The 12743-nt window shown below is 51.6% G+C and carries 12 protein-coding genes; 10 read left to right on the forward strand and 2 right to left on the reverse strand.

Annotated elements, in window-relative coordinates; translation table 11 throughout:
- Positions 1 to 312 precede the first annotated feature (312 nt).
- Together ACJJJB_RS03695 and ACJJJB_RS03700 are read right to left on the reverse strand one after the other, a co-directional pair.
- A complete protein-coding gene (locus ACJJJB_RS03695; RefSeq protein ID WP_051089467.1) occupies positions 313 to 2898 on the reverse strand; it encodes a glycosyl hydrolase family 18 protein in 2586 nt (861 codons plus the stop codon).
- Between the two features lie 554 nt (positions 2899 to 3452).
- Complete coding sequence (locus ACJJJB_RS03700; RefSeq protein ID WP_020411727.1) at positions 3453 to 3659, reverse strand: transposase; 207 nt, start codon at positions 3657 to 3659, stop codon at positions 3453 to 3455.
- 418 nt (positions 3660 to 4077) lie between these two features.
- On the opposite strand from ACJJJB_RS03700, the gene ACJJJB_RS03705 reads away from it, so the two are divergent.
- From ACJJJB_RS03705 to truD, 10 genes are all read left to right on the forward strand, one after another.
- A complete protein-coding gene (locus ACJJJB_RS03705; RefSeq protein ID WP_353375457.1) occupies positions 4078 to 4260 on the forward strand; it encodes a carbohydrate-binding protein in 183 nt (60 codons plus the stop codon).
- Entirely contained in the window at positions 4203 to 4427 is a 225-nt protein-coding gene (locus ACJJJB_RS03710) for a carbohydrate-binding protein (RefSeq protein WP_444945420.1), read from the forward strand. The genes ACJJJB_RS03705 and ACJJJB_RS03710 overlap by 58 nt, the downstream gene beginning before the upstream one ends.
- Before the next feature lie 337 nt (positions 4428 to 4764).
- Complete coding sequence (gene tilS / locus ACJJJB_RS03715) at positions 4765 to 6075, forward strand: tRNA lysidine(34) synthetase TilS (protein ID WP_445365762.1); 1311 nt, start codon at positions 4765 to 4767, stop codon at positions 6073 to 6075.
- Positions 6076 to 6200: 125 nt separating this feature from the next.
- Positions 6201 to 7835 (forward strand): CTP synthase, encoded by a 1635-nt coding sequence (gene pyrG / locus ACJJJB_RS03720; protein WP_282951248.1) that lies wholly within the window; start codon positions 6201 to 6203, stop codon positions 7833 to 7835.
- Positions 7836 to 7891: 56 nt separating this feature from the next.
- Positions 7892 to 8737, forward strand: a complete 846-nt coding sequence (gene kdsA / locus ACJJJB_RS03725) for a 3-deoxy-8-phosphooctulonate synthase (RefSeq protein WP_020411730.1) — start codon at positions 7892 to 7894, stop codon at positions 8735 to 8737.
- A 142-nt stretch (positions 8738 to 8879) separates the two neighbouring features.
- Entirely contained in the window at positions 8880 to 10166 is a 1287-nt protein-coding gene (gene eno, locus ACJJJB_RS03730) for a phosphopyruvate hydratase (protein ID WP_020411731.1), read from the forward strand.
- An 85-nt stretch (positions 10167 to 10251) separates the two neighbouring features.
- On the forward strand, positions 10252 to 10539 hold the full coding sequence (locus ACJJJB_RS03735) for an FtsB family cell division protein (protein ID WP_020411732.1): 288 nt from the start codon (positions 10252 to 10254) through the stop codon (positions 10537 to 10539).
- Positions 10536 to 11255 (forward strand): 2-C-methyl-D-erythritol 4-phosphate cytidylyltransferase, encoded by a 720-nt coding sequence (gene ispD, locus ACJJJB_RS03740; protein ID WP_020411733.1) that lies wholly within the window; start codon positions 10536 to 10538, stop codon positions 11253 to 11255. Before ACJJJB_RS03735 ends, ispD begins: the two co-directional genes overlap by 4 nt.
- Entirely contained in the window at positions 11255 to 11740 is a 486-nt protein-coding gene (gene ispF, locus ACJJJB_RS03745; RefSeq protein ID WP_444945419.1) for a 2-C-methyl-D-erythritol 2,4-cyclodiphosphate synthase, read from the forward strand. The genes ispD and ispF overlap by 1 nt, the downstream gene beginning before the upstream one ends.
- The gene (truD, locus tag ACJJJB_RS03750; protein WP_445365763.1) at positions 11733 to 12695 is read left to right on the forward strand and encodes a tRNA pseudouridine(13) synthase TruD; all 963 of its coding nucleotides are present in this window, start codon (positions 11733 to 11735) and stop codon (positions 12693 to 12695) included. The genes ispF and truD overlap by 8 nt, the downstream gene beginning before the upstream one ends.
- Positions 12696 to 12743 lie beyond the last annotated feature (48 nt).

Genomic DNA, 12743 nt, shown 5'->3' on the forward strand with positions numbered 1-12743 from the left:
CGCTGTAGCACTCGCATTGTCTTCCATAATCTGTCGAGGAGTTTTATAACCTCAGTGGTTCAACCATGGAAGATGCACTTTACGAAATTGAATCAACAATTAAATTTGTCAAAGTAACCTTGGGGAGCCGATCCCCAGAGTAAACAACCATCCTTGACAACTTTTCCTGCTAGCCCATTAACCTCCTAAATGCCGTCAAGGCTTTCAGGAAAGCTTTTTCATATTCTCCAGCTACAAGGAGTATCAGTAAGTCCCTAAGTCAGGGGCGCGTTAGCGCCCCAGGAACATCGGGTTACCACCCTGTGAGAGTGATCAATTGCAGGTTGCAGGACCAATTTCCTCCCAAACTGTGGAAGCACCAGGTTCGTCACCCTGGGTCCACCACTTGGCACGGTAACGGGCATCGCCGTGATTTACTTCGTCCCCACCGTTGTAACTGGTCGTTGCATTCCATGGCATTTCGACTTCACTGACCAGTATCCAGTCAGCTGCAGTTATCCCCGGCTCCATCTGGGTCCAGTACTTGGCCTGCCAAACGAGATTCTGATGGCTTACCTGGTCACCGCCCAGGTAAGTGCCCCCCATTTGCCAGGCAGGGTAATTATCTGCGTTGGGGTCGGACTGGTTGCAGCTATCCCCTGTATCGGTCACATTCACCTGCACTGCGGCAGAGACACTGGTGAAGCCATCGCTGACGGTCACTGTCGCGGTGAAAGCAGTATTCGCTTGAACCTGGGGTGCAGTGAAGGTAGCACTGGCACTATCGCCATTGGCTACAGTAAGACCCGGTGCATTCCAGTTGTAAGTAAGCGTATCGCCATTGGGGTCACTAGCATTGGCAGTAACACTGACACTCCCTCCTTCAGCAACAGAGACACTGCCTGGGACGGAAACGACGGGGGGCGCATTATCTCCCTCTGGTAGCAGAGTCACTAAGACATTATCGGTATTCGATAACTCACCATCGCTCACAGTGAGTTCAAATTCCAACTGCGTCTCCATAGTAACCTGCGGAGCGGTAAACTCTGGAGAAGCACTATCCGTACCCTGTAGGGGTACTGTGGGGGTACCGATCTGAGTCCAGGAGTAGGTCAAAACATCACCATCTGGATCACTGGAAGCACTACCATTCAAAGTCACTGAAGTACCGCTCACCACAGACTGATCAACTCCCGCATTGGCTGACGGTGCTCGATTGGCCATGCCATCATCGTGGCCCAGGCTCTCATGCATGGCATTGAGTATGTCACCGTTGTCTGCATCAATTTCCCAGGCAAACAAACCTGCGAGACCATTGCTTCGTGCGTAAGTACCTTTTTGCATGACGGAGGTGACATTGTCATAGGTAATCAGGTCACCGGTATCAGCCTTGAAGATATAGGCGCCCTGAGCAGTACTGTCGTAGTGCTCCTGCCACTCACCGCTGGCAATCTTCCCGGCAATATCACGGTAGTCCACAATGCCGGCTTCCCAGGTGCCTGGAGTCGCTCCGGTCGCTGTTCCTGTCAGGTGATCAGCACCCGTCCAACCGGTAACCCCGGTCCAACCGCGACCATACATTGCAGTACCCAACACCAGCTTTGACGGTGGTACACCTGCGCCGATCAATGTCTGGATACCGGAATGAGCATTGTAGTCATCTGTCGGATTCCAGCTCGGAGCATAAATCGCCGTCTGATGCCCAAGAGTCTCGTTACTCCAGGCTCCGTAGAAGTCATAGGCCATCAAAAACAGATAATCCATGTACTGTTCGACATTCGAGTAATCGACATCTTCGATCTTGTCAGCCCCAGCACCAATAGCAGAAGTGAGCTCGTACTCACGGCCGGTTTCCTGCTCGAGCTGGTCCAGCATTGCGCGCAGTTCTTTCATCAGTAAGCGGTAAGTTTCACCATCGGTATTGGGATCGCCAAGATTAGGGTTCGCGCCCTGGCCACCAGGGTACTCCCAATCAATGTCCACACCGTCAAAGAATTTCCAGGTACGCAGAAACTCCTCTACTGAATCCACAAAGCGGGTACGAAGTTCAGGATCATCAAAGAAGTAGAATGGATCGGATAGGGTCCATCCACCGATCGACGGTAGTACCTTGATATCTGGATAGGCCTGCTTCAACGCCATCAACTGGCCGAAGTTACCCTTGTAGGGATCGGACCAGCTGTGCCCTGCTTGTGATTTCTGCAGTGCCGCAAATGGGTCGTGAATAGCAACTTTGAAATCTTCCCGCCCAGAACAAGAGCGCTGTAGTGCCTGGAAGCTGCCTTCAATGTCCTTGAGGCTGTCGTTGATGCCGTCGCCGCCACAAATAGGAATAAAGCCGTACAAGATATGGGTGAGGTTATAGGCTGGGATTTTGTCAACCGGGAACTTTCGACCGTACACACCCCACTCTACAAAGTAAGCACCCACAACAGATCCGCTGGTATTAGTGTAAGGCTGGTTATTCTCTCCATCATTGAGCACGATTGGGTCCAAGTGGCTCCCGTCAGTATCAGCTACGACGATGTCAGTTACTTCTGAACTGCTGCAACCGGAGAAGTTACATAGGGCGACCTGCAGTTCGTATCGGCCTCCTTCAGTGATCTGCAATGTGGCAGTTCCGCTCTGGTTGCCGGCGCCATTTACTGGCTGCTCGAATACAACTTGTCCATCGAGCAGATACTGTGCAGTGTCGGCATCGTCGCCTGAAAATTTGGACCAGGACACAGGTATTTCAGCCTGGTCTTTGATGGTCACCAGCTGCTCGTAGGCGGTAGCTGTGTCGTCAACTTCAATAATGGCAAAGCGGGTTTCCATATTGTTAATGGCGGGTACACCGGGGACTGCGAGTGCGGTCGAACTGACTAAAGCAAATATCAATGGAGTTTGCGACCAGGTCAGGAATTTAGGCGTTTGCATAGGGTTTACCTTGAGCAAGTTATTTTTATTGTTGGCCATCGGCAGTTAGGTGATGCGATTGCCAAAATGACACCGCTGTCAAAATATCATCGCTTATGGGGAGTCGCAATGCAGAAAGGGATGAATTGCCACGGGGTAAAGAGAATTCGAATGAAAGTGCCGCCATTGGAGGCAATATGAGACCCGTATCACGAAAAAAACGGAACTTTACGAGAATATGACTGAGGCAAGACATTGCGCCTTTTCCCAGGGGGGGAGGTTTGATCAACCCGGATCAAGGGGAGAAAACGAGGAGTACTGGTGGGCGACTTTTCTGCATCGAGCAGGAGCTTTACCGGTGGTGATCGTTACGGTTCACCGACCAGCTTGCCAGCCGGTAAGGGAGGTGCAGGAATAACAAAGTTAAGGAACCTCTGATTAACGAAGCATTTTTCTAGAATTAAGCTGAATCACTTATAAAACTCACTTTTTTACGCGCAAACGCTTAATTTTCGCGTACTAGCTCCCTGATTTTTCACCAGAAGTCCTCAATAGGCGAATCACGGGCGCCCCCCCTAGGCAGCCAAGTATTTTTTCCCTATTAGTAAGTAAGTGAAGCCTGCGAACAAGCACAGCCGCTCAGTATTTTTTACCAGTCCTCGATAGCGGACCTTGTCATAACCCAATACCCGCTTGATGTAGCGAAAGGGGTGCTCGACCTTCGCTCTTATCTGCGCCTTGATCTTTTCCGCAAGGCGCGACTGTGGAACTAAAGTGTCCATTTCTTCAAGGAATTTTTCCCTACGGGTCTTGCGGCGCTTATTCAGAGGTTCCTTAAATCAATATCTAATATGGCATAACAACGTCAGTTCGAACTGTTTACGAATATCTTAAGCTCTGTGGAGGGGGTACGCTAAAGAAATCTGCCTAACAGGCCTGTGAGCAAAACACAATTCCTGCATGAATTAATTTAATATGTAGTGTAAATGCTCATAAAAAATAAAAGCATGATTATGTTGGAGGTTGGTAATCTTCTGTTTTTGTATGTTAATCGTTCCTACTCAAATCATTACATTCCAAGCAGAAGATTACACTTGATTTTGTGATCGGACACCGGGTAACAGCGGGGGTGCCTATAAAAACGATCACGTAGATATAGAAATTACTAAAGATCGTGGCGACGGCTTCAATGTTGGCTGGATTGATCAGGGAGAGTGGCTTGCCTACAAAAATTTACAAATACCCAGCACAGGAAACTACAAAGTTCATATGCGTGTTTCCAGTCCCTCAGGTGCCACAGTATCTGTTGATTTAAACGGTGTGCAATGTATTGGATCGAGCCGTCACCCCCAATACCGGCCGTTGGCTGGCAGAAATGGCTGACTATCGACTTCACCGCCAAAATAGAGGCGGGTAATTATAATTTACGCGTTTATGCAGAGTTTGGAGGTTGGAGTTTCAATTGGATCGAAATAATTGCCGTAGACTTTAAGAGTCTTGTGTCGGCCGACGAGCTCAATAGTACCGATAGCAGCAGCTGGAGTTTCTAAACCAATTATGGTGGTTGCGAGATACAGTATTACACTAACGGGCAGAATGTGACGATTCAATATGATCGCGCTGTGGGTTGTAAGGTGCTGGCAATCGAAGCCGGATAAGAGGAGCACAACAATTAGAATTGCTGATAGGGGCCGTGACCTTCAACTCCTTTTCCAGTGGAATGGTGGGGGTGGCGACGACGGAATATCGTCGGCTTAATGAAGGTGAAGTCAGTAAAGGAATTTGCTTCTGTTGAGGTGGGTTAGTGGTTTAACGGTTATGGTGGGTCCTCACTTTCTGCCCGGGTAGGTATACTGTTGCGGATTTTACTTCCAGGCTCTCCTGTCAGTGACAATTTCAACTTACCAAAAACGGCTACCAGAGCTTATCCAAGCTTCGCTGCAGTGCTATCCCGCACAGGGGCGTCTTTGGGTGGGGTTCTCTGGTGGCCTCGACTCCACTGTGCTTCTTCACGTATTGCATAAATGTGAGATTCCGGTGCTGGCTTTGCATGTACACCATGGTCTTAGTGAAAGCGCGGACAGCTGGCAGGCCCATTGTCAGGCATTTTCCAATGGGCTAAATATCCCTTTTACAGCGCTTCGCGTGGCAGTAGATAAGAAGGGTGGTGGGCTTGAGCAGGACGCACGCCTGGCCCGTTATCGTGCCTTTGGCGATGTCATGTCCCCAGGTGATCAAATTTTGCTCGGTCATCATGGGGATGATCAGGCGGAGACCTTCTTGCTTCGCTTACTGCGAGGTGCCGGTGTGCTCGGGCTTGCTGGTATGGCCAAATGGCGCCCATTGGGGAGTGGCGCATCCCTGCTTAGACCTCTGCTTAAGGTTGGTCGGGCTGAACTGGAGGATTGGGCCCGGGAGCATAACCTCAGTTGGATTGATGATGAAAGCAACAGTGATGAAGGCCTGGATCGCAATTTCTTACGTCATCGCATCATGGCTCCGCTTGGTGAGCGCTGGTCGGTTAGGCAGAGGGTTGCTCAGGCTGTGGATAACCTCAGGGAATCCGTCGAGCTGTTACAGGAGTTGGCACTTGCTGACCTGAATACATGTGACCTAAAGCGAGAGCGTTTAGGCGAAAGCCTGTCCCTGAAAGTATTTTCCGCCTTGAGTATGGCGAGACGTAAGAACCTGTTGCGATACTGGGTTCAACGCCAGGGGGGGATGCCACCAGAATCTGTCTCGCTGCAAGAGGCTCTGGCGCAAGTGAGTGGTGCAGCACAGGACGCCCAGTTGGTTGTGCATTTGGGGGGGCAGGTAGTGAGGCGATATCAAGACCGGCTTTACCTGACCCCGAAGCTGGCTCCTCTATCTTCCTGTAAGAATACTCTTTTGGCTTGGGATGGTATTTCCAGCCTTGCGCTGCCAGGAGGGGCGGTATTGGAGCCGGTGACAGGGTGGCCGCAGGCAGATTACCTGGTGCGCTATCGCAGCGGTGGAGAACGCGCACTGCCAATAGATCGTACCCATTCCCAAACTCTCAAAAAGATTCTGCAAGAGCGGGGCTTGGAACCCTGGCTGCGCGACAGGGTGCCACTGGTATACAGGGGAGAGGAGTTGGTGGCTGTTGCCGGGCTCTTTTCCTGTAAAGTAAATAGCGATATCCCCGATCGGCCTCCAAGCTGGCGGTTTTTCGATTGAGTGGGAAGGGGTTTTCTGCTACTCTGGCGCCCCGTCTCAAAGGCACCGGGAGAAGCTGGATTATCCGCCCGGGCCAGCCCTGTAAGCTCGACATTCATCGAGCGCTCAACTGACCAAGGTTTTGCATGACGCGCTATATTTTTGTAACTGGTGGCGTGGTTTCCTCGTTGGGGAAAGGTATCGCCTCCGCCTCTCTGGCCGCCATTCTCGAGGCCCGCGGCCTCAAGGTTACCATCCTAAAACTGGACCCTTACATCAACGTAGACCCAGGTACCATGAGCCCCTTCCAGCACGGTGAGGTGTATGTCACCGAGGATGGTGCCGAGACTGACCTGGACCTGGGTCACTATGAACGCTTTATCCGTACCCGGATGTCCAAGCGTAACAACTTCACCACCGGCCGTGTGTACGAGACCGTACTGCGTAAAGAACGCCGTGGTGACTACCTGGGTGGTACCGTACAGGTGATCCCCCACATTACCGACGAGATCAAACGCCGCGTCGTGGAAGGTGGCCGCGATGTCGACGTCGCTATTGTTGAAATCGGTGGCACCGTAGGTGATATCGAATCCCAACCGTTCCTGGAGTCCGTGCGTCAGCTGCGTGTGGAAATGGGCACCAACCGCGCCCTGTTGATCCACCTGAGCTATGTGCCTTTTCTTGCCACTGCTGGTGAAACCAAGACCAAGCCGACCCAGCACTCTGTTAAAGAGTTGCGTTCTATCGGCTTGCAGCCGGATATTCTGCTGTGCCGTTCCGAGCGCGAGATCGATGAGGACTCCCGCCGCAAGATTGCACTGTTCACCAATGTTGAAGAGCGCGCTGTTGTACCGCTGCCCGATGCCAAGACCATCTATGGCGTACCGCGTCTTCTGCACAGTTACGGCCTCGACGATATCGTTGTGGAAAAGCTGCAGCTGGAATGCCAGGCTCCAGACCTGTCCGAGTGGGACCAAGTGGTCGATGGCAAGCTGAACCCACAGCACGAAGTGAAAATTGCCATGGTTGGCAAATACATGGAGTTGCTGGATGCCTATAAGTCCCTGATCGAGTCCCTGACCCATGCGGGTATCAAGCATCGCTGCAAAGTGGATATCGACTTTATCAACGCTGAAGACGTTGAGGGCGAGAACGGTATTGACCTGATCAAGGATGCCGATGCAATCCTGGTTCCCGGTGGATTTGGTGAGCGCGGTTTAGAGGGCAAGCTTGAATCTGTTCGCTACGCCCGTGAAAACAATATTCCTTACCTGGGCATCTGCCTCGGTTTACAATCTGTGGTTATCGAGTTCGCGCGCAATGTGCTCGGCCTCGAAGGTGCCAACAGTACTGAATTCAATACTAAAACCCCGCACCCTGTTATCGGCCTGATCACAGAGTGGATCGATAGCGAAGGCAATATCGAGAAGCGCGATGAGCAGTCCGATCTGGGCGGCACCATGCGCCTGGGCGGCCAGGAATGTCGCCTGGCTAAAGACACCAAGGCCCGCGATATCTACGGTGCAGACGTCATCGTAGAGCGCCACCGCCACCGCTACGAAGTGAACAACAACTACGTTGATCGCCTGCAGCAAGCCGGTTTGAAAATTGGCGGCTGGTCTGCAGACGATACCCTGGTAGAAATGGTTGAATTGCCGAACCATCCCTGGTTCGTTGCTTGCCAGTTCCACCCGGAATTTACTTCAACCCCGCGCGACGGCCATCCGCTGTTCGAAAGCTTTGTTGCCGCGGCAATGAAGCAGCGTGAAAACCAGGGTTAATCAGTAATTCCATCCCCGGCGCCTGTGGCTGGGGGTGAGATGACAGGGAGCTGACAGTGAAAACCATTGAAGTCGGAAATATTCAGGTCGCCAACGATAAGCCTTTTGTGCTGTTTGGCGGTATGAATGTACTGGAATCCCGCGACCTGGCGATGCAGGTGGCTGAGCACTATGTAAAAGTCACTGAAAAACTGGGTATTCCCTATGTTTTTAAAGCGTCTTTTGACAAGGCCAATCGCTCTTCCATCAACTCTTATCGCGGACCGGGAATGGAAGAAGGCCTGAAGATTTTTCAGGAAATCAAAGACACCTTTAAGGTCCCCTTGATTACCGATGTCCACGAAGTACACCAGGCTGCTCCGGTTGCCGAAGTCGTGGATATTATCCAGCTGCCGGCCTTCCTGGCCCGTCAGACTGATCTGGTCGCCGCTATGGCAGCGACTGGTGCAGTGATCAACGTCAAAAAGCCCCAGTTTATGAGCCCGCCGCAAGTTAAAAATGTGGTGGAGAAATTTGCTGAGTGCGGCAACGAAAATATTCTTTTGTGTGAGCGCGGTGCCTGCTTTGGCTACGACAACCTGGTTGTCGATATGCTGGGCTTTAGCACCATGATCAATGCCTCCGGCGGTGCGCCGCTGATTTTTGATGTTACCCACTCACTGCAAATGCGCGATCCTTCCGGCGCAGCCTCCGGTGGTCGCCGTGCACAGGTCACTGAGCTGGGCCGCGCAGGTTTGGCTATCGGGATTGCCGGCCTGTTCCTGGAAGCACATCCGAATCCAGACAAAGCATTGTGTGATGGCCCCAGTGCATTGCCATTAGAGAAGCTGGAGCCATTCCTGGCGCAGATGAAAGCGGTAGATGACCTGATCAAAGGTTTTGAGCCGCTGGATACGAAATAAAAAAGAGAGTTTTTTGCGCGCCCTGATCGGGCGCGCGGCACTTTCCCCTCTGCTATTTAGCTTTAGTGCTGTAGCAAAAGTGCATAACGTCTGATTTACGAAAACCTATTTTCAGTAAGTACCAATACGGAGCCCATTGTAAATGAGCAAGATTGTCGCTGTTAAAGCCTTTGAAGTAATGGATTCTCGCGGTAACCCTACCGTTGAAGCCGATGTAATCCTGGAAGACGGTTCCATTGGCTCCGCCTGTGCTCCTTCTGGTGCCTCTACTGGTTCTCGTGAAGCTCTGGAATTACGCGATGGTGATAAGAGCCGTTACCTGGGCAAAGGTGTATTAAAGGCGGTTGAAAATATCAACACCACTATCGCCGATCTGCTCAAAGGTATGGACGCAACTGATCAGCGCACCCTGGATAAAGCGATGATCGATGCCGATGGTACTGAAAACAAAGCCAAGCTGGGTGCCAATGCTATCCTGGCTGTTTCCCTGGCGGCAGCCAAGGCCGCTGCAGCCTCCAAGAAAATTCCACTGTATCAGCATATTGCTGAGGTGAACGGCACCCCCGGTCAATACTCTATGCCGGTGCCGATGATGAATATTCTCAACGGTGGTGAGCACGCTGATAACAATGTGGATATCCAGGAATTTATGGTTCAGCCCGTTAAAGCTGAGTCTTTTGCCGAAGCCCTGCGTCAAGGTGCTGAGATCTTCCACTCCCTGAAAAAAGTACTGTCTAGCAACAGCCTGAATACGGCAGTTGGCGATGAAGGTGGCTTTGCTCCGAATCTGCCTTCCAACGAAGCAGCTTTGAAAGTCATTGCTGAAGCGGTAGAAAAAGCCGGTTACACCCTGGGCGATGACATCACCCTGGCTTTGGACTGCGCTTCTTCCGAGTTCTACAAAGATGGCAAGTACGACCTGTCCGGTGAAGGTAAGCAATTCGATAGCGAAGGTTTTGCCAGCTACTTGGCCGAGCTTTCCGCAAACTACCCAATCCTGTCTATTGAAGACGGTATGGACGAAAGCGATTGGGACGGCTGGAAAGTGCTCACCGACAAAATTGGTGACAAAGTACAGCTGGTAGGCGACGATCTGTTCGTAACCAACACCAAGATCCTGAAAGAAGGTATCGAGAAAGGCGTGGGTAACTCTATCCTGATCAAGTTCAACCAGATCGGCTCCCTATCTGAGACTCTGGACGCGATCAAAATGGCAAAAGATGCCGGCTACACCGCAGTGATATCCCACCGTTCCGGTGAAACCGAAGATACCACCATCGCCGACCTGGCTGTTGCTACTGCTGCTGGCCAAATCAAGACCGGCTCCCTGTGTCGCTCCGACCGCGTAGCCAAGTACAACCGTCTGCTGCGTATTGAAGCTGAGCTGAACGGTGCCGCTCCTTACCGTGGCCGTGCTGAATTTAAATAATCAATATTTGAATCGCACATAGATATTGCAGAGGACTTCCTCTGCAATATCTATAATACGAACAAGCGAAATATCGTAATCTCGTATGAAATGGCTGCTGGCAATTCTCACTATCATTCTGCTTACCACCCAATATCGACTTTGGGTTGGTGGAGGCAGTCTCGCCGAAGTTACCCGTCTTAAACGACAACTCGACCAGCAACAGGAAAAAAATGCTGCTCTCGCTCGGGAAAATCGTCAGCTATTGAGGGAAGTAAGGAGCCTCAAAGTGGGCACCGATGGTGTTGAGGCTAAAGCACGCTATGACCTGGGACTCATAAAAGAGGGGGAAACCCTTTTTATCTTCCTGGATTCGGAAGAGGGTAAAAAGTGATTACAGATTATTGGGTGATTGTACCCGCTGCGGGAATTGGCAAACGCATGGGCGCGGATCGGCCAAAGCAATATCTGCCTTTGCTTGGGCAACCCCTGTTATCCCTAACCTTACGTAATATTTTAAGTTGGCCCGGGCTCGCTGGAATTGTCGTAGCCCTTTCTGGTGATGATCAACTCTTCCAGCACTTGAGGGAGGCGGAGCATCCATTCGTGCACACTGTTACCGGTGGTGCTGAGCGTTCTGATTCTGTTCTTGCTGCATTAGAGTTTCTTTCTGAACGGGAATTGGCTGATACCCCTGTGCTGGTTCACGATGCTGCACGCCCCTGCGTGACCCTGGATGACATTAGCGCACTTCTGGATGAGAGTGTTTCCCCTATGGCTCTCCTGGCAAGACCTGCCAGTGATACGGTAAAGCGCGGTCATGAATCGAGTGGTGTGCCCTGTGTGGAGCAAACTCTTGACCGCACACAGATATGGTTGGCACAGACACCCCAGCGCGCCCCATTGGGAGTGTTGTATTCCTGTCTCAATCGCGCGCTGGAGCAAGGTGAAGCGGTGACGGATGAGGCGAGTGCACTTGAGACTTTTGGCCACTCGCCGCAACTTGTTGAGGGGCAGGGCGATAACATTAAAGTGACCCATCCTTCAGACATCATGGTAGCTGAGGCCATACTCCGCCTGCGTTATGCACCCACTGAGGATAAACGATAGTGAGTTTTCGAATTGGTCAGGGCTTTGATGTACATGCATTCTGCCCTGGCGATCATGTTGTGCTTGGTGGGGTAAAAATTCCCCATACGTTTGGCTTAAAGGCCCATTCAGATGGGGATGTGCTTTTACACGCCCTAGCAGATGCTCTACTTGGAGCTCTGGCCCTTGGAGATATTGGTTACCACTTTCCTGATACGGATAAACGCTATGCGGGTGCTGATAGTCGCACATTGCTGCGGCATGTCCTGTCCTTGGTTAATAGTAAGGGTTATCGTTTGGTGAATGTGGATACCACCCTGATAGCCCAGGCCCCCAAGATGGCACCATATATCCAGTCCATGCGAGAAAATATTGCCGGGGATTGTGATGTGGATGTTGAGAGCATCAGTGTAAAAGCCACAACCACTGAAAAGCTTGGTTTCACTGGGCGTGGAGAGGGCATTGCTGCTCAGGCTGTGGTATTGCTAGAGAATAGCCATGTCTGAGGCCTGGAACCTAAATTGGCCCCGGGCTTTGGGAGGGGCAGAAATCTCCGCAGATTTCCGTACTGAGCCGGAAGATTTTGTTGTCGATGAGTTGGCCTTTCCAGAACCCTGTGATGATGGCGAGCACGTATACCTGCACATCCGGAAGCGAGGTGCCAACACTGCCTGGGTTGCGAAACAATTGGCCAAACTCGCCGGCGTACGTCAACTGGATGTCAGCTATTTTGGTTTGAAAGATCGGCATGCAGTTACCACCCAGTGGTTTAGCGTGTGGCTTGGACAAAAACCTGAGGCCGATTGGTTGCAGATTAATGGTGATGAGGTTTCTTTACTGCAGACATTTCGCGGTGCCCGCAAGCTACGTCGCGGCGAACATGCCGGTAACCGATTCAAAATTCGCCTGCGCAATATTCGGGGAGATCGCCAAGCTGCAGACAAGGTTCTGGAGCAAGTTAGGGAGGGTATACCGAATTATTTTGGTGAACAGCGCTTCGGTGTTTCTGGCGGTAACCTGGATCTGGCGCGCCAATTGGTGGAAGAAGAAGGTCGATGCCGCAAAAGTGAGAAAGCCTTTGCCATGTCGGCAGCGCGCAGTTGGTTGTTCAACCAGGTTCTGGCGGAGAGGGTTAATTCAAAAAGCTGGTTCGAGTGCCTTGATGGGGAGCCAGAGGCCACTCCCAGTGGTCCCTTGTGGGGGCGCGGACGCAACCCAACTGTAGGTATTGCAGGTGAGCTTGAGGAAAGGGTTCTTGGAGAATGGCAACCCTGGTGCAACTGGCTGGAACATTGTGGCCTAAAGCAGGAGCGAAGACCGCTGGTATTACGTCCGGAGGCTTTTCGCTACCAGTGGTGTGGCGATAACCTGGAACTTGAATTTGCTCTTCCACCAGGCGCGTTCGCAACCGCCTTGCTGAGGGAAGTCGCCAATCTGGTCAATGTGAACTCGGGCACATAAAATTCAGTAATGGAAGCGACGGCTGCGATACAGGGGATGGAATCAAAC

Source organism: Microbulbifer variabilis, from assembly GCF_052468405.1.